Origin of the sequence: Enterococcus sp. 4E1_DIV0656 (assembly GCF_002140695.1) — a bacterium.
Classification (GTDB): domain Bacteria; phylum Bacillota; class Bacilli; order Lactobacillales; family Enterococcaceae; genus Enterococcus_D; species Enterococcus_D entomosocium.
In genome coordinates this window covers 2,780,147-2,798,405 of record NZ_NGLF01000001.1, presented here as the reverse complement: position 1 = coordinate 2,798,405, position 18,259 = coordinate 2,780,147, and the positions used below count along the sequence as shown (strand labels likewise).

At 42.2% G+C, this 18,259-nt stretch carries 18 protein-coding genes; 6 read left to right on the top strand and 12 right to left on the bottom strand.

Annotated features, from left to right (window positions below; genetic code table 11):
- Positions 1–106: 106 nt before the first annotated feature.
- From A5882_RS13305 to A5882_RS13295, 3 genes are all read right to left on the bottom strand, one after another.
- Positions 107–976, bottom strand: a complete 870-nt coding sequence (locus A5882_RS13305; RefSeq protein WP_005236065.1) for a glucosaminidase domain-containing protein — start codon at positions 974–976, stop codon at positions 107–109.
- 372 nt (positions 977–1,348) lie between these two features.
- Positions 1,349–3,346 carry a transketolase gene (gene tkt, locus A5882_RS13300; protein ID WP_086317481.1) on the bottom strand — a complete coding sequence of 666 codons (1,998 nt, stop codon included), beginning with the start codon at positions 3,344–3,346 and terminating at the stop codon, positions 1,349–1,351.
- Positions 3,347–3,446: 100 nt separating this feature from the next.
- Complete coding sequence (locus tag A5882_RS13295; protein ID WP_005236078.1) at positions 3,447–3,686, bottom strand: DUF896 family protein; 240 nt, start codon at positions 3,684–3,686, stop codon at positions 3,447–3,449.
- 136 nt (positions 3,687–3,822) lie between these two features.
- Here A5882_RS13295 and lexA point away from each other — a divergent pair, with 136 nt between their 5' ends.
- Together lexA and A5882_RS13285 are read left to right on the top strand one after the other, a co-directional pair.
- Positions 3,823–4,443 carry a transcriptional repressor LexA gene (gene lexA, locus A5882_RS13290; protein WP_008381880.1) on the top strand — a complete coding sequence of 207 codons (621 nt, stop codon included), beginning with the start codon at positions 3,823–3,825 and terminating at the stop codon, positions 4,441–4,443.
- Positions 4,444–4,572: 129 nt separating this feature from the next.
- A complete protein-coding gene (locus tag A5882_RS13285; RefSeq protein ID WP_005236082.1) occupies positions 4,573–4,785 on the top strand; it encodes a hypothetical protein in 213 nt (70 codons plus the stop codon).
- A gap of 75 nt (positions 4,786–4,860) precedes the next feature.
- Here the strand turns inward: A5882_RS13285 and A5882_RS13280 are convergent, their stop codons facing one another.
- The 7 genes from A5882_RS13280 to obgE all read right to left on the bottom strand — a co-directional run bounded on the left by A5882_RS13280 (position 4,861) and on the right by obgE (position 12,153).
- On the bottom strand, positions 4,861–5,373 hold the full coding sequence (locus tag A5882_RS13280; protein ID WP_005226167.1) for an adenine phosphoribosyltransferase: 513 nt from the start codon (positions 5,371–5,373) through the stop codon (positions 4,861–4,863).
- Positions 5,374–5,384: 11 nt separating this feature from the next.
- Entirely contained in the window at positions 5,385–7,685 is a 2,301-nt protein-coding gene (gene recJ, locus A5882_RS13275) for a single-stranded-DNA-specific exonuclease RecJ (protein ID WP_086372942.1), read from the bottom strand.
- A gap of 147 nt (positions 7,686–7,832) precedes the next feature.
- Positions 7,833–8,270: a lipopolysaccharide assembly protein LapA domain-containing protein gene (locus A5882_RS13270; RefSeq protein ID WP_086299461.1), complete on the bottom strand. Its 438-nt coding sequence runs from the start codon at positions 8,268–8,270 to the stop codon at positions 7,833–7,835.
- Positions 8,271–8,282: 12 nt separating this feature from the next.
- Entirely contained in the window at positions 8,283–9,071 is a 789-nt protein-coding gene (locus A5882_RS13265) for an SDR family oxidoreductase (protein ID WP_016612306.1), read from the bottom strand.
- Entirely contained in the window at positions 9,055–10,011 is a 957-nt protein-coding gene (rnz, locus tag A5882_RS13260) for a ribonuclease Z (RefSeq protein ID WP_086372941.1), read from the bottom strand. Before rnz ends, A5882_RS13265 begins: the two co-directional genes overlap by 17 nt.
- 72 nt (positions 10,012–10,083) lie before the next feature.
- Positions 10,084–10,659, bottom strand: coding sequence for a DUF456 domain-containing protein (locus tag A5882_RS13255; protein WP_005236092.1), 576 nt, complete (start codon positions 10,657–10,659; stop codon positions 10,084–10,086).
- A 180-nt stretch (positions 10,660–10,839) separates the two neighbouring features.
- Positions 10,840–12,153 carry a GTPase ObgE gene (obgE, locus tag A5882_RS13250; RefSeq protein WP_086372940.1) on the bottom strand — a complete coding sequence of 438 codons (1,314 nt, stop codon included), beginning with the start codon at positions 12,151–12,153 and terminating at the stop codon, positions 10,840–10,842.
- Positions 12,154–12,402: 249 nt separating this feature from the next.
- Here obgE and gap point away from each other — a divergent pair, with 249 nt between their 5' ends.
- Positions 12,403–13,413, top strand: a complete 1,011-nt coding sequence (gene gap / locus A5882_RS13245) for a type I glyceraldehyde-3-phosphate dehydrogenase (RefSeq protein WP_034872607.1) — start codon at positions 12,403–12,405, stop codon at positions 13,411–13,413.
- A gap of 50 nt (positions 13,414–13,463) precedes the next feature.
- Here gap and A5882_RS13240 read toward each other — a convergent pair whose 3' ends face one another.
- Together A5882_RS13240 and A5882_RS13235 are read right to left on the bottom strand one after the other, a co-directional pair.
- On the bottom strand, positions 13,464–14,414 hold the full coding sequence (locus A5882_RS13240) for an alpha/beta hydrolase (RefSeq protein WP_086372939.1): 951 nt from the start codon (positions 14,412–14,414) through the stop codon (positions 13,464–13,466).
- 177 nt (positions 14,415–14,591) lie between these two features.
- Positions 14,592–15,683 carry a DUF871 domain-containing protein gene (locus tag A5882_RS13235; RefSeq protein ID WP_005236098.1) on the bottom strand — a complete coding sequence of 364 codons (1,092 nt, stop codon included), beginning with the start codon at positions 15,681–15,683 and terminating at the stop codon, positions 14,592–14,594.
- Positions 15,684–15,865: 182 nt separating this feature from the next.
- On the opposite strand from A5882_RS13235, the gene A5882_RS13230 reads away from it, so the two are divergent.
- The 3 genes from A5882_RS13230 (at position 15,866) to A5882_RS13215 (ending at position 18,070) form a co-directional block, all read left to right on the top strand.
- On the top strand, positions 15,866–16,615 hold the full coding sequence (locus A5882_RS13230) for a peptidylprolyl isomerase (protein WP_008381897.1): 750 nt from the start codon (positions 15,866–15,868) through the stop codon (positions 16,613–16,615).
- Between the two features lie 294 nt (positions 16,616–16,909).
- Positions 16,910–17,263 (top strand): hypothetical protein, encoded by a 354-nt coding sequence (locus A5882_RS13225; RefSeq protein WP_086372938.1) that lies wholly within the window; start codon positions 16,910–16,912, stop codon positions 17,261–17,263.
- A gap of 618 nt (positions 17,264–17,881) precedes the next feature.
- Entirely contained in the window at positions 17,882–18,070 is a 189-nt protein-coding gene (locus tag A5882_RS13215) for a hypothetical protein (protein WP_086372937.1), read from the top strand.
- Positions 18,071–18,259 lie beyond the last annotated feature (189 nt).

The following is an 18,259-nucleotide window of genomic DNA, read 5'->3' as shown; positions in this document are numbered from 1 at the left end:
TTTTATACTTTGTTCTATTTCCACTGACCAGAGTTTGATTGCCACGTCAAAAAAACCTTAAGATTGGCTGCAATTGTAGCAATCCATCTTAAGGTTTTTAACTTACTTATACGATCAACTCTTGTCCGATAACGATGATCTCATTGGATAATCCATTCGATGCCATCAACGCATCAACGGTTGTTCCAAATCGGTTGGCGATATCCCAAAGCGTATCCCCAGAAGCAACTTGATAGCTCTGTGCTGAAGATGTACTACCTGAATACGTGGTCGTCGTTGTTTCGCTGGTCGTTGTGCTAGTTGTGTTTGTCCAGGCTGTATTTTGTGTCGTTCCTGTATCGAACCGTGTAAGCTGATAGGTTTCGATCAACCAGTTCAGTTTTTGTGCGTAACCTGGATCGGTAGCATAACGTCCCGTCAAGTAATTCGTTGCGTCATAAAATGAGGTTGTTTGGCTTTTCCAGACACCACTGTAATGAGCAGTCCCTGTCGCGAAACTTGTACTTCGCAAGACGTTCGCATGATCCTGAAACGATTCCCAATAAGAGTTATATTGACGAAACGGTTCATTCATCTCTACCCACTGACCATTCAAATACTCTTGGGTAGGCATATACACACTTTGTCCGTTGTAACTGCCTTTGACCCCAAATAAATTGTAATAGGGGGCATTGGATAATGCGGAAGAACCATAGCCGCTTTCCAAAATCGCTTGAGCGATCATCACAGAAGCATATAGATCATTGTTGGCAGCAACATCTTGTGCTGACCAGCCAATTTGTTCGATGAACCCTGAGATGTCCTGCGTCGCATATTGATTCTCAGCAGCTTGTACCTGTTGAGGAACGAAAGTGACCGTCATTGGCGCTAACATCATTCCTGCACCCATCAAAGAGACCACCGCCTTTTTACTAGGTCTTTTCATCGTCTTCTTTGGTTGATGATGTCTTTCACTTCTTGTTTGATAACTTCCCATCTTTTTCCTCCAGTAACTGTACGTTTTTTCAAATAAATCAATACAGCTATTATACGGAAAAATGCCTAGCAGTGCAAACAATGTTCACTTCCGACCCGACAAAAGACTTTTAAAAAACTTTCTGGACATCCCTCTCAGTTTGTTAATTACTGAGAAGTTTTTAAAAAAACTATTAGAATGGAATTGTATTGCTTCTCTCTTACTATTTAAAAGAGTCTATATCTTGTGGTGAAACCATTTTTCAGAAATCTTAGCAACTACTACCTTAAATAAGTCACTCTGGCACTTTCAGAGTGAGCAGTACTCGAAAAAAACACGCTCGAAAATCGAAAAGATTCTCGAACGTGCTAGCTTTGATTGATTGTCGATCAATTAATCGATTGATTTAAAAGTATTCACAACATTTTCAACACTAAAGCCGAATTCTGCTAATACTTTGTCGCCAGGTGCTGATGCACCGAAGTGATCGATCGCGATCACTTTTCCATGGCAACCGGTGTAACGTTCCCAACCAAATGGGGAAGCCGCTTCGATCGCTACCCGTTTCTTCACTGCTTTTGGCAAGACGCTTTCTTTGTATTCTGAGCTTTGCGCTTCAAACAGATCAAAGCTTGGTAAGGAGACCACCGATACATCGATGCCTTCTTCTGCCAATTTAGCTTGTGCTTGAACCGCAAGATTCACTTCAGAACCTGTGGCAATCAAAATCCCCGCTGGTGTTTCACCAGCTTGTTTTGAAATCACGTAGCCACCTTTTGCGACATTTTCATCCGCACCGGTTTGCGTGCCTTCGATCACTGGTAGATTTTGTCGGCTTAAGACTAAGACCGTTGGTTTATCCGTTGTCGTCATGGCCAATTTCCAGGCAGCACGGGTTTCATTGCCGTCTGCTGGACGAATCACTTGGACATTTGGCATGCACCGGACGCTGGCTAATTGCTCGATTGGCTCATGCGTCGGTCCATCTTCCCCAACCGCCACGGAGTCATGTGTCAAGACATAGATCACAGGTGCATGCTGGATCGCAGACAAGCGCACCGCTGGACGCAAGTAATCAACGAAGACGAAGAAGGTCCCGCCATAGATTCGGGTACCGCCATGCAATTGGATGCCGTTCATGGCTGCCGCCATCGCAAATTCTCGGACACCAAACCAAATGTTGCGGCCTTCGTATTGGCCAGGTTCAAAGTCTTTTTCTGCTGCCACCATCGTGTTGTTGGAGCCAGAAAGGTCAGCCGATCCACCCCAGAGACTAGGGACGGCTTTGGATAAGGCTTGGATCATCTCTTTGCTAGAAACCCGACTAGCTTGTGAGCTGCCAACTTCGTAGCTTGGTAATGTTGCATCCCAATCTGCTGGCAATTCACCCGCAAAGGCTTGTTTGAATTGCGCAGCAAGTTCTGGGTAGGCTGCTTCATAAGCACGGAAAGTTTCGTTCCAAGCGGCTTCAGCTTTTTGCCCTTCATCGACCATGGTTTCTTTGAAGCGCGCGGCAACTTCTTCAGGTACGGTAAATTCTGGGTATTCCCAACCATAAATCGCTTTAGCTGCAGAAATGCCTTCGGCACCGATCGGCGCACCATGAACGGCAGAAGTGCCTTGATTTGGCGCACCGTATCCGATCACAGTCTTGATTTCGATCAAGGTTGGTTTGTCGCTTTCAGCTTTTGCTTCGTCGATCGCTTTTGAGATTGCTTCTAAATCATTGCCGTCTTCAACGAGAATGTGTTGCCAGCCATACGCCTCAAAACGCGCACCGACATTTTCTGTAAAAGCTTTTGAGGTCGGACCATCTAGGGAGATGTCATTTGAATCGTACAAGACGATCAGTTTGTCTAATTTCATGTGACCCGCCATGGATGCAGCTTCTTGCGAAACACCTTCCATCAAATCCCCATCGCCACATAAAGCGTAGGTATAGTGATCGATGACTTGATACTTGTCGCGATTGTAGGTTGCAGCCAAGTGGGCTTCGGCCATTGCCATACCGACTGCCATAGCGATCCCTTGTCCTAAAGGTCCAGTGGTTGCTTCCACGCCGTCTGTGTGATCGACTTCTGGATGTCCTGGCGTGCGGCTATCCCATTGACGGAAGTTTTTTAGATCCTCAATGGTCACATCGTAACCAGACACATGCAACAAGCTGTACAATAACGCCGAACCGTGTCCAGCAGACAAAACAAAACGGTCACGATCCACCCACTTGCGAGAAGTCGTTGGATTGACTTTCAAGTGTTTGGTCCACAAGGCATAGGCCATGGGTGCTGCCCCCATCGGTAATCCTGGATGTCCTGAATTGGCTTTTTGTACGGCTTCGATACTTAATGTACGAAGGGTGTTCACTCCTAATTGATCGATTTTATCAAACAATGGTAGTTCCTCCTAATTTAGGTTTTTTTTACCTTTATTACATCTTTTATTATACGTGATTCAGATGCTTATTTCAATAGCAATGAAAAGGAATTCACAATTATCTGCCGTGGAGACCTTTTTTCTTTTGAATCTCTTTTAATTTCTCTGGTGTCACATCAGCACCTTCAGGATCAACGATCTTCATTCCTTCGATATGGTGACGCATTCCTCCACGAAAGGCGGTTAAATACTCGTCACGTAGAACTTTTTGTTCGTTCGTTTCTGCCTCAGTCAAACCCTCTGTTTTTTTCTTGTTGGCAAGTTCATTGATTCGAGCTAATTTTTCTTGAGATAGCATATTCGTTCCTCCTTTTCCCTCTTGATTTTACTACAAACTAGCGAATAAAAACAATAGTGTAAAAAGCGAACATTTGTTTGAATATTCGATATACCTATGGTACACTAATGTTATCAAATGAAAGAAGGTGTCAGTTTTGGCAAAACGAACAGAAAATCGACAAATCGAAATTCTTAAGTTCATTCATACCCGTGTCACTGAAAAAGGCTATCCGCCGACTGTTCGCGAAATTGGCGAAGCCGTTCAGTTATCTTCTACCTCAACTGTTCATGGCCATTTGTCCCGACTTGAAAAAAAGGGGTTGATCTTGCGAGATCCTACAAAACCCAGAGCCATTGAATTAACTTCTTCCGGTCTTGAAAAAATCGATGTTCAGCCAGCATCCATTCCGATGCTTGGTGTCGTAACTGCGGGAGAACCGATTTTAGCAGTGGAAGATGCATCCGATTTCTTTCCGATTCCGCCAGATTTAGCAAATAGTACCGGTAGTTTGTTTATGTTGACGATCCGAGGAGAAAGTATGATCAATGCTGGCATCCTTGACGGCGATCAAGTGATCGTTCGCAAACAACAAAGTGCGCAAAATGGTGATATTGTGATCGCTATGACAGATGAAGATGAAGCTACTTGCAAACGATTCTATAAAGAAAAGAATTACATTCGTTTACAACCGGAAAATGATTACTTAGAACCAATCATTTTGCCTGACGTAACGATTTTAGGATTGGTTGTTGGGTTGTATCGACATCTGCTTTGATGCTCAACGAGCTGACTAGGAAATCTTCGTTTTTACGAAGATTTTTTTTCTTTCCTCTTTACAAACCGAACAAACATTCGTATAATAAGTATACAAACATAAGTTCGTATTATTTAAGGAGTGAATGAGATGAAAGCAGTTCGTCGATTTGGTTTTATGTTATGGGTTTTATTGATGGGTATTGTTATTGGCTATTTTGGCGTTCTAAGTGCTGTTCTGATTTTTTGTCCTCTAATGATGCTTTGGTTCATGCTATGGGATGAAAAGAAATTCCGCCAAGCAGAGCGCAAACGTAACCGCCATTATTATCACGATCATGATTTTTATCGTTACGAACCATGATCCTTCCCCTACATACGCCATAAGGCAGAAGAAACAAAAAAGGACTCCTGCGAGTCCTTTTTTGTTTCTTCTTTTTTAGTATTCCATTAACGTCTTGATTTCAACACCTTGGATTTTATCTCTTCCATGTAAATCCATTAGTTCGATCAAAAAGGCACAGCCCACAACGATACCGCCTAGTTTTTCTACGAGTTCAATCGTTGCTTTGATCGTTCCGCCAGTTGCTAGTAGATCGTCACAGATCAAGACACGTTGTCCTGGTTTGATAGCATCGGCATGCAACGTCAAAACATCCACGCCATACTCTTTTTCATACTCTGCTTCAATGGTTTCCCGTGGCAATTTGCCTTTTTTACGTACTGGGGCAAAGCCGACACCTAACTGGTACGCAACTGGGCAACCAACGATAAATCCGCGGGCTTCTGGTCCTACCACCATATCGATGCCTTTTTCTTGTGCATACTCAACGATCTGCTGTGTCGCATAACGATACGCTTCTCCATCAGCCATTAGCGGCGAGATGTCCCGAAAAATAATTCCCTCTTGGGGATAATCCGGAATACTAGCAATATACTCTTTTAAATCCATTTTTTTTCCTCCTAGACTGTCAACCACTGACGTAGGGTTGATAAATCACTCATTAATAAAAATTCTTCTGTTTTGATCATTTTTTGTCGTTGCTGATACAAATGACTCTCTGTCAGCGGACGAGAAACAGGATCAGCCGTTTTATTCAAAACACCATCTTGTATTGTAACAAATTCCAGCTCAGAAAACACCTGAATCATAAAAATAAGTAATTTTTCTGGAATTTTTAGATAGTTAGCGACCATCTTTAATTTGTAGCGAATATCCAAACGAGGCTGCTGCTTGATCAATTGAAAAAGCCGACCATATTGCTCTCTGGTTCCTACCCCGTCTAAATAGGCATCTTCCGTCGAGTAAAACACAAACGCAATTCTTGAAGCATGAAGCGCTTGAACGACCTCTTTGATCACAGCAGAATCAGCAGGACAATCTAAAAACGCGATCTCTTGGAACGGACCAGCACAAAATGTATCTTTCACAGCAGCCACCGAGTCGAATAAGATCGTTTGTCCACAAAATCCTTGCAGCTCTCGAGGCAGTTTCTTATTGAAAACGACCCCTAATGTTTCATTTCCCAGAGAGACACCTTGCCGACTCCTTTTCGAACGATAATCAAACAACTGCAGCCCTTCCACTGCAAAGTCATCCAACATCAGCTGCGGTTTTTTGTTGCCATTCCATTCATTGATTGAAAGCTGACCAACGATCGATAGTCGATCATTTTCAAACTCTACTGAGTCTTTTCCAAAACCAAAGCCAATCACATCTAGCTGTAGATTGGACTCATCTGTCATCACTAACTTCAAGTGCTGGTTTTCGGTACCAATCTGGCGGGCATTTTGAGTCGATAAATTGGAAAACAGAAATTTCGGTAACGGATTGTCCGTTCCGAAAGGCGCTAAAACGTTTAAAGACTCAATAAAGTTGATCGATACTTCCGCCAATGGCAGTTCCTCATCGATCGCTAAGGGGATTCCCTGACTAAGATCAATTCCATTTTCTTCCACATAGCGATTCATCTGAGCTTGTAGCATGTCCAAATGATCAATCGGGATACTTAAGCCGACCGCCGCATGATGACCACCAAAACTGGTAAACATGTCTTTCATCGTAGCCAACATTTCAAATAGATTCAACGCAGCGACACTTCTACCTGACCCTTTTGCTAACCCATTTTCTTTTTTGGTCAAAACGATCACGGGCTGTCCGGTACTTTGCATGATACGTCCAGCTACGATTCCTAAAACCCCTTCGTGCCAGTTATCACCTACGACCAGATGAACATGATTGGCAGGGTCGATTTTTTCTTGCGCTTCTTTCATGATTTCTTCAACGAAAGTTTTTCGCTGCTGATTGATCGTATCTAATGTCTTGGCTAAGGTTACTGCTTCTTCTTCATCAAATGTGGTTAACAAACGAACAGCAGGATTAGGATCTTCCAACCGACCAATTGCATTGAGGCGGGGGCCAACAGCAAAACCAATATCGGTTTCGTTGACTGTTCGTTTTTTCAATCCACTGACCGTCAACAACTCATTCAAACCAAGCCGATCAGTTTGTTGGATCATTTTCAGGCCATTGCTGACTAGTAGTCGATTCTCATCTGTCAAAGAAACCATATCAGCAATCGTCCCAATTGCAACAAGGTCCAGCAGTTCGACGGGCACTTCTTCTAATAGGGCACAAGCCACTTTAAATGCGACACCGACTCCCGCTAAATCACCAAACGGATAGTTTCCTTCAGGGTGACGGGGATGAACGATGGCAAAGGCTTCTGGGAGTTCTGCAGGAAGTTCATGGTGATCCGTCACGATCACATCGACCCCTTGCCCTTGAGCATAAGCAATTGCCTCATGTCCAGATACCCCATTATCAACGGTGATGATCAATTGCGTCCCTGCCGCAATTTTATCTTGATAGACAGTTATGTTGGGACCATACCCATCTGAAAAGCGATTGGGCAGATAATATTCAGCTTCAGCCCCTAGCAACTCCAGTGTTTCTTTTAATACGGTGGTGCTCGTAATCCCATCTGCGTCATAGTCGCCATAAATCAAGATCCGCTCACCATTTAAAATGGCTTCATGGATCCGTTCCACGGCCTTATCCATATCATGAAAGAGAAACGGATCATGAAGGTATTGCAGATCCGTTGATAAAAAAGCGTCTAGCGCTTCTGCTGTTCGAATATTTCTTTGCCATAGCAACGCGCCGATGCGCTCAGGAATCTTTCTTGCTTGGATCAATTCTTTAAATACAGGGGTAGCTTCGCTATCTTGCGGTCGCACCCAATGAAAATTTGCACGTTTCACCAAATCACTCCTAACTAGGTTATTATAGCAAAGTTTATGTAAAAAGGAAAAACAACGAAAGAAACAATTTATTTTTTCATGTCACAAAAAAGAGCTTGCAGCGAACGATGCGCCGGCAAACTCTTTTCTTAATTGCTCTCATGTATTCTAGGCTTGCGATTCAAAAGACTTCATTTCTTCATCAATCGTTGGCGGCGTTGAGGCGCCTGCAGCACGTGACGAAAGTTGCGCTTCTTGATCGTCGAGTTGTTGCTGCCTAGCTGCTAACTCCGCCTGCTTGTTGGTATATTCTCGTTCCAAGGCTTCTCGTTCATCTTGCAGAACTTTCTCGTTATTCGTGCGATAATCCGAGAGCTCTTTTCTCAATTGTTTTAGTTCTTTTTTTTGACGGAACATTGCACTTGTGGAAACCAGCAACAAAATCAATGCGCCTAACAAAGCAGAACCAATAATGACTAAGATCAGTGGCGATTGAATCGTTGTGAAGCCAAAATTGATCGGAACAGTCATATTGTTTGCAACCGCAAATAAAACGATCACTAAAATCAGTAAAATACCAACGATAACACGCCATTGATTTTTCATGGGTTTCAACTCCTATTTTTTGTTGAACATCGTTCCTGCCATATAATCCCCGATTGCAGGAAACAGTGTATACAGTTTTGCTGCCGCCCCTAAAATATGTGGGCGATTGATTTCTCGTTTTGGATGAATCATGGCTTTGACGATCGTTTGTGCCAATTTGTTTGGTTCAAGGACAAGGCTGCCCACCGATGATAAGTAACTACCGCTAGGATCTGCTTGGTCAAAGAATGCCGTTTCGATCGGCCCTGGGTTGACCGTTGTTACGTTGATCCCCAGTGGTTTTAGTTCTAAACGTAAGGCGTTAGAAAAACCAAGTACAGCAAATTTCGTTGCAGAGTAAACTGCGGTCTTCGGCGTAGCGATCTTACCCGCAATTGAAGCAACGTTTATGATATGACCATGCTTTTGTTCAGCCATTTGAATCGCAACTTGCTGAGTCAAAACCATCATCCCAAGTACATTGACTTCAAACATATTACGGATGACCGCAGGATCCATCTCTGTAAACTCTTGAAAGATCCCATAGCCAGCATTATTGACAAAGACATCGATCTTTCCGACTTTCTCACTGATTTTTTCTAATAAGCGCTCCACGCTTTCAGGATTTGCTACGTCCAATTGAAACGCATACGCTTCTTTGCCGCTTAATTCCATACATTGCTCTTTGACTTTCCCAATCAAATTCGTCCTCCGGGCACAAGTCACGACGATCGCACCACGTTTTGCGGCTTCATAACAGATTTGTTCTCCAAGTCCGGCAGAACCTCCTGTTACAACGACAACTTTATTCTCCAAGTTCATCTGATTCTTCCTCTCCGGCAAAAGGGATCTCGACAACATCAAAATCTTTGACGATCAACGTATTCGGAAATCCTTCTTTTGCTTCATTTACTAAATTTGTAATATCTTTGCCAACATAGCGCGCGCTAATATGGGTCAATAGCAAACGCTTGGCGTGAGCTTCTTGGGCAACTTCAGCAGCTTGTCGCGTCGTCGAATGAAAATAAGCGCGAGCCAACTTGGCTTCTTCTTTGTTGAAGGTACTTTCATGTACCAAAACATCCGCATCTTTCGCTAAAAGCACGGCGTTTTGACATTTACGGGTGTCACCTAATATTGTCACGATCCGTCCTTTTTTGGCTTGACCTAAAAAATCAGCTCCATTGATTTGACGACCATCATCGAGGGTAACTACTTCACCTTTTTTCAAACGTCCGAAGACAGGACCAGGTTTCAGCCCAAGTTCAAGCAATGCTTGCACTTGCAACTCCCCTTGATGGCTTGCTTCGACAATACGATAGCCAAAACTATCAATCCCGTGATCAAGGCGCAGACAAGATACTTCAAATTGCTGATCTTTAAAAAGAATCCCTTCTTCTTCAATCTCAAAAAAATGCAATGGATAGCTGACTTTCGTCTGAGAAATCCGCAAAACGGTTTGAATGTATGCTTTGATCCCCTTGGGTCCATAAATCTCTAGAGGTGTGTCTCCGCCTTGAAAGGAGCGGCTGCTGATCAATCCTGGCAATCCATAAATATGATCACCATGAAGATGGGTAATAAAGATTTTTTCAATCTTTCTCGGTCTAATCGTAGAATGTAAGATCTGCATTTGTGTCCCTTCGCCACAATCAAAAAGCCAAACGGCATTGCGTTCATCTAATAATCGTAACGCAGTGCTGGTCACGTTTCGATGTTTCGCAGGCACTCCAGCACCTGTTCCTAAAAATTCTAATTCCATAAGCTTCTTTCCTTTCATCTCTTTCCAATTTTAGCGGAAAAGAAATCAAGTTGCAATTGAAGCTTGCGGTTTTTATTTCTCGGATTGGCTATCGGATTCATCGTTATGGGAATTTTTCCAATCCTCTTGAACACGTGCCTTGGTGGATTCTTCGACTTTTTTGGCCGTCTCGATCTCTGCCTCGACATCATCGTAGTCAAAACGAGTGATGTCACCGCCTAATTCATTCATGATCAGTTGGTTCAAAGGACGATTGTCCTCTTCATCGGCAATCAATAATAACCCCGTATCGCCTACACCAATTTGGTTTCCGACGTGTTCGAAGAGCATTTGCGCATTTTGGATCTCTTTTGCGTCACGAGTAGCACCGATCATACTACCGCCAAACCAGCCCAGCATGATTCCCAAAGGCCCACCTAACACACCAACGAGCATCCCGATCAAACCACCAGTTGATGTCTTATTGTTTCCAGTAAAATCAAGAAAATCCTCGACTTTAAATTGATGCACGCCTTCATTGGTGTGGGTAAGAACCGCCATTTGCTCTCCTTTGATCTTTCGTTCCATATGCATCCGTTTCACTTCAGAAAAGGCTTGATACGCTTTGGCACTAGCATCAAAGTTCATTACAATGACTCGTTTTGACATAAAAATCGCTCCCTTTGGTTTATTTGTTCTTTTCTTTATTTTAACAGTAAATCATTTAAATGAAAAAAGAAACCAAAAAGACTGCTGATCATTGATTTCTTAGAGAAAATCAATGATCGGCAGTCAAAACCAATTCAACTATGAAGGATTTTTTTAAAAAAATGATGTTCTTTTAAACGCTTATTCGACAAACTCAAATTCAAAATTACCGATACGCACAATATCACCGTCTTTGGCACCTCTCGCACGCAATGCTTCATCGACACCCAATCCACGTAATTGACGAGCAAAACGCATCACAGTCTCATCGTGATCAAAGTTCGTCATTTGGAATAGTTTTTCGATTTTCTCACCGCTCAAGATCCAAGTTGCATCAGGATCGCGATCGATTGCAAACTCCGGTTCATCCGATTGGAAGCCGTAATGAACCACATCTTCTTCGATTTCTTCATCGTACAAGAGGAACTCAGGAGTGACTTCCAATAGATCCGCTGTCGCATTCAGCAAGGCATCGATTCCCTTACGAGTGACACCAGAGATTGGGAAAATCATTGGTTCATCCGCGAACTCATCCGTTTTTTCTTTTGCCAGCTGCTCTTTGAAAAGGGCTAGGTTTTCTTCAGCATCCGGCATATCCATCTTATTGGCAACGATGATCTGTGGGCGTTCTAGTAAGCGCAAGTTATGGGTCAACAATTCATTGTTGATGGATAAATAGTCTTCATATGGATCGCGCCCTTCCATGCCGCTCATATCGATCACATGTAAAATAACCCGCGTCCGTTCGATATGACGTAAAAACTGAGTCCCTAAACCAACACCTTGCGAAGCACCTTCGATCAAGCCAGGCAGATCGGCTACTGCAAAACTACGACCATCAGTGGTCGTTACCATGCCTAAATTTGGTACCAGTGTTGTAAAATGATACGCGCCGATTTTTGGACGAGCAGACGAAATCACAGAGAGTAATGTTGACTTCCCAACTGAAGGGAAACCAACTAAACCAACATCTGCTAAGACTTTTAGTTCGAGCTCGATCTTTCTTTCTTGACCGGGTTCTCCGTTCTCTGCTAATTCTGGGGCTGGATTTTTTGGAGAAGCAAACCGAATGTTCCCACGGCCGCCCCGCCCGCCTTTTGCGATTGCTAATGTTTGACCTTGCTCAATCAAATCACCTAATAAGGCACCTGTTTCAGCATCACGAACGGTGGTGCCTTGGGGTACTTTGATGTAAGTATCATCTGAGCCACGGCCGTGCATTCCTTTACTCATGCCATTTTCCCCGGGTTGCGCTTTAAAATGACGATTAAAGCGGAAATCCATTAATGTACGCAAACCTTCGTCTACGACTAAAATGACATCACCGCCACGTCCCCCGTCCCCACCTGCGGGTCCGCCGTCTGGGACATATTTCTCTCGGCGAAAAGCAACCATCCCGTCGCCGCCTTTTCCTGCTTTGACATCGATTGTCACTTGATCTAAAAACATGGACATTATTTGTCCTCCATTCTTTTTTTACTACCTTCTATACTTTTTGATTATCAGTTATCTCACTTTAAGTGGTTACTATTTCTCTAATAAGAAAGTCTATTTTATTGTAACGACCGAAACGCCTTTTGTCTATCTTTTCTCATGGGTTTCCGTAAGAAATCGCGAATTCTTAAGGGTTATTCTTTGACAGTCACAGGAAATCGTAGCAAACTTTTAAGTGTACCAGTACACAATCAAAGGAGGAAACAAGAAATGACAGTAAAAGTTGGAATCAATGGTTTTGGACGAATTGGACGTTTAGCTTTTCGTAGGATCAGAGAAGTTTCTGCCGATATTGAAGTTGTGGCAATCAATGATTTGACGAGTCCAGTCATGTTAGCACACTTATTGCAATTTGACTCGACCCACGGCACGTACCCTGGAACTGTTACTGCAACGGATAATGCTATCGTTGTCGATGGCAAAGAGACCCGAGTGTACGCTGAACCAGACGCAAGCAAAATCCCCTGGGCAAAAGAAAATGGCGTCGATATCGTATTAGAATGTACGGGTTTTTACACTTCCGCAGAAAAAGCCCAGGCCCATCTTGATGCAGGTGTCAAACGAGTCGTTATCTCCGCACCAGCTGGTAATATGAAAACGATCGTTTACAATGTCAACTCCGACACGTTAACAACAGAGGATACTATCATATCCGCAGGTTCTTGTACGACCAACTGCTTAGCTCCGATGGCCTACTTCTTAAATGAGGAATTCGGGATCGAAGTTGGTACGATGACGACGGTACATGCCTATACTTCTACCCAAATGCTATTGGATGGTCCAGTAAAAGGCGGAAACTTAAGAGCCGCTCGGTCCGCTGCAGACAACACGATCCCTCACTCGACGGGTGCTGCCAAAGCGATCGGTCTAGTTATTCCAGAATTAAATGGCAAATTACAAGGCCACGCCCAACGGGTTCCTGTCGTCGATGGTTCTTTAACAGAATTAGTCTCAATTTTGAAAACCAAAGTAACCGCCGATGAAGTCAATGAAGCGATCAGAAAACACACCGTCGATAATCCGTCATTCGGTTACGATGACCGTGAGATCGTCTCTGGAGATGTGATTGGTACCACTCAAGGGTCTATCTTTGATCCGACACAAACAGAAGTAACCACGGCTGGGGATTTCCAACTGGTGAAAACCGTCGCTTGGTATGATAATGAATATGGCTTTACATGCCAAATGATTCGTTTGCTAGAAGAATTTGCTCGTTTATAAGCCAAAGGTCAAGCAAAAAATGCCGGTTCTTTTTTAGAACCGGCACTTTTTTATTCATTTGCAGGGTGATCGTATTTGTCCAAAAAAGCTGCAATTTTTTCTTTATAAAGGTCTGGATCTGTTTTATAGCTTTTCGCATGCTCGGCACCTGAAACAACCCACTTTTCTTTTGGTGCATCGGTCGCGTTATACAAAATATCCAGCATCGAATAAGGAACAAACGTATCCGCATCGCCATGGATAAAAAAGATCGGACGCGTATTCTTTTGCAGTTGTTTGACTGCATCTGCTTCACCGAAGAAATACCCCGCTCGGATTTTTGTGACAAGACTAGTGACATTCATCAATGGAAAGGCCGGTAGACCAAACAATTGATCGAGTTGATAACCCAATTCTTCATTGACGTTGGTATACCCACAATCTTCAATGATAGAAGTGACATTTTTCGGCAAGTCTTCCCCACTGGTCATCATTACCGTGGCAGCCCCCATACTGATGCCATACAAAGTGATCGTTTCTTCAGGACCATTTTTTGCGAGTACTTCATCGATCCATTGCAGATAATCCTTACGTTCGTGCCACCCAAAACCAATATAATCTCCTTCGCTTTGACCATGCCCTCGAGCGTCTGGAACCAAGACATTATAGCCTAAATCATGATACATCTTAGCATAGTCCGCCATCGTTTCTGCATTCCCCATGTAGCCATGCGCGATGATCGCCGTTTTTCCTCGATTCTTCTCCTCCGCCGGTAGATAAATGGCGGATAATTTTAAATCATCTTCAGAAGTCAGCTGCCACATCTCACGATTTGCTGGATCTGTAAACCAATTTTGCGATTCATTTCCTGTCTGATTTTCATCCGTACCAGGGGTATCTCCTTCCAAAAAATCTTTTTCTGAAGGAACCACCGCATAATCGTAAAAATAGTTTCCTGCATACCCTAATCCTGCAATTGCTAATACAGCCACTCCGATGGCAATCTTCCAGCGCAATTTCACACTTGTCACGTCCTCTTGTTATATAGTTTACATAATATTATTATGGTTTCGTCATTCCTCAAGGAAAGAACCCACTACATAAATTACCGTTTTTTGCTCATGTTTGTCAATCGCAAGCGACCAAAAAGAAAACCATTGCCAACAATCTTTGTTGGCAATGGCTGATTTTCGTGGTAATTAGTTATTTTCGACCAATTTAAAACTTGACCAAGGTTTCAAAAATTCTAATAAGAATAGTTCCTCATCAGCGATCTTACCAACGACATTGACTCGACCATCATTTTTCATTGCTTTCAAGGCGATTTGCGTCTCCCCTTTGTATTGTCCATAGCCAGCATTATCGATCAAGACATCCCCTCTTACCATATCACGGGTATCATGAGGTGGAAATTCCTTGTCTTTATAATAGATCCGCGTCATCGTTGAACGCAAGATGTATTCCGAACGATCTCCTCGATAGCTGTGCAGATTATCGAAGAGACAAATTCGTTCATCTTCAGTGATTCCGTCAACGACATCGACTCTTAATGTCGGATAATCCGCGTGAAACGCTTCAGCCATTGCTGCCAATTCTGCTTCTGAAGCATAGGCATTTCCAACAGAGATATCATCGATCAAGCCAGTCAACACTAAATGTTTGACTTGCGTAGCTAGTGGCAGATCACGATGATCTTCCAAAGAGCATAAACCATCTTGTGTTGGCCATGGACCGAAATCAGCTTCGTGAGAATTCACGAAAGCCATCGTATTTAAATTGTATTTGCGGAATTTTTCCGAACAAAAAACGAAATGGTCGTAGCCCAACCCTGAATAGCGATGAGGATAGAAGTTATGCGAGCCTAGTAAATTTTCAGTATTAGGCGAATAACTCATGATGTTATCCACGTAGCTCGTACCACTGCTCATATTGATTTCGATTTTAATCCCGTAAGGATTACGCGTCATTTTGGCTTCTTCTGAACCAGTAAAACCAATATCTAACCGAACACCGTAAGCCCCCATCTCATCAAAGAAGGATAAATCATCATAAGAAATACCTAGCTGTTCGAATAAACCAGGATTGATATCTACCATGACTTCCATTCCTAACTGATTGGCATAATCCACGACTTGTTTAAAGTCTGCCAAGACTTTTTCTTTGTCATCGTTGATTTGTAGCAAACTGGTAAATACCCGTTTAAAGCCGTATTTGTGTGCCAAGTCTAAATACGCTTTGTCCTTTTCAAACGTTGAGCGCTCTGGATAAATCGATATCCCTAATTTTCCCATCAAAAAAACCTCCTGTAAATTCTATCCGTTTATTATAATGAATCCTCTTTCATTATAGCAAACATCTAAAAAGTGGTCTACACCTTTCCGCCTGTTTCTTTCTCATTCCACAAAATCTGCGCTTTCTTCTATGTCTCTTTTTTGTTATGATTATCATTAAGAAAACTGGAAGGAATGAAAGAATGAAAAAAATCCTATTCACACTGACAGCAGCTGCTAGCCTTTTATTATTAGCTGCTTGTACAGGTTCAAGTACCACCGATCCCTCATCAAGCAATTCGGCAGAAAGCACGTCGACCTCAGAATCCGTTGACTTGAATGCCCTGGAATTGCCGCAATTATCAACGGATGTGCAAGAGAATGAAGCTTTAGTTGAAATGGTGACGGAGGAAGGCTCGATCAAAATCAAACTTTTCCCAGAGATTGCACCCAAAGCAGTCGAAAACTTTTTGACCCATGCCAAAGATGGTTATTATGACGGCTTGACTTTCCATCGTGTCGTAGAAGAGTTTATGATCCAAGGGGGCGACCCTAATGGTGATGGCACTGGCGGAGAAAGCATATGGGGCGAAGGATTCGGCGAAGAATACTCGAACCAGCTTTATCACTTGCGAGGCGCATTGGCAATGGCAAAATCAAGTGCGCCAAACAGCCAAGGCAGTCAATTCTACATCGTTCAAAATGATCAAGACGTATCCGACGGTCTAGCGATCCAACACTATCCTGAAAAAATCATCGAAGCCTACAAAAATGGTGGAACACCACAATTGGACGGTAGCTATACCGTTTTTGGTCAAGTGATCGAAGGCATGGATGTCGTAGATAAAATTGCGCAAGCAGAAACCCAAGACTCTGGCAATGGTGAGAATTCTCAACCGGTTGAGCCAGTGAAGATCGAAACGATCAAGGTCTTACAAGAAGCCAAAGAATAAATAAAAAAACCGCTGAAGTCTCCGATACTCGGGAATTTCAGCGGTTTTCTTTTACTTTTGGTCGCCAACTATTTAAAATTATTTTTCTATCTTTCCCTATTTACTTAGTGTTTCAAATTCCCGTTAAATCAGGCATTTACAACATGATTTACAACTAAATAGGTTTTCAGAGGTTTCTCTCTATTCTTGTTTTTCATTTAGCAATCACCAAAACAATCACCAAAAATTTAATTCCACGTTCGCTTTACCACAAGAACAAACGTTCGCATAACCCAATTAAGGAGGGATAATTGTATGAGCGTTCTAAAGCCTTATGAAGATAGAAAAAAACTCAAATGGATTGGATTTTTCTTGTCAGAACATACAGCTGACATCGTAAGAATAGATAAAGAGTTGAAGTACACCTGCCCTGCTAAGCCGGAAATGGCAGAAGAAGAAATAAATGAATTCTTACAAGCAGCAATCACAAAAAGTAAGAATCTAGCTATACAGCTCAACTATACTGTCGATAACAAATTCATGCCTGATGTTACAGGTACGCTGAAAGGTTACGATGATCTAGGAATTTATTTAGACGACACTCTTGTCCATTATGATGAAATACGAAATGTTGACTATTACTCTGAATTAAAGTGGTTTGACGTATGAATATCATTACTATGTACGAACAAAAGTACATTGGTCTGGAAACGTTTGTTGAGGAATTTCCCCATCATGTATCTGAATCACAAGAGTGTATTTTCGGAATTGCTTGTGTTGAATTTTATGTCAGTCTTGTTCTAAAAAAACACGATTTTCTTTACTATATCACACCTTATAATTCAATTTAAAGTAGCCAAAATATGGCTACTTTTTTCATTATTTTGAATAAAGACATTGACATTATTATGTATCCGATATATAATATTAGCATAGAAAGGAGTTGAAATTATTGAGGAAACAACGAAGGGAAAAAGAAAAGCTTGAAAAGCAAGAGCAACTAACAATCAAAATTGGCTTAGTACTAGCGATACTAGCCATAATTGAAAAGTTACTCGAACTGCTAATCAAACTTCTCGACAACTAGGGATAGGGCGAAAGCCCTCCCTTCCCTTTGATTATATCATAATGAAAGGAATGAATCGAATGTCCAAGAATTTAAAAAGAAGGAAAATTTTAAATTTTGCCTTATTGATACTTATGGTTTTAATCGCCATCTCTAGCGTAATAAAACTTATTCAACTTGTAATGAAGCTTATTCAACATTTTTAGGAAGGAGTGCATACGGTGACTGAAAAGAAAACGTCTGATGCTCAACTAAAGGCATCGAGAAAGTGGCAAGAAAAGAATAAAGAACAAATGAAACACGTCCGCAATCGCTCTGGTGCCAAGGGATATATCAAAAATGCCTCTCTTGAGGAATTGGAAGAATTAGAACAATTGATCGAAGAACGCAAAAAATCCCTATCCAATTAAGAACAGGGCTTTTTTTGTAAAGAAGGTTAAAAAATGAAACACAGTTTTAACTGATCCGAGTAAGTTAATACTACACCCCGGATTCTGTTTGTGCAAATAAAATGCCCGCTTCTTGGGGAGAAGTGGGCAAACAGAACTTTGAAAAAGATATTTTATAGGATAATTCAATTTTATATTGGGTACTTATAC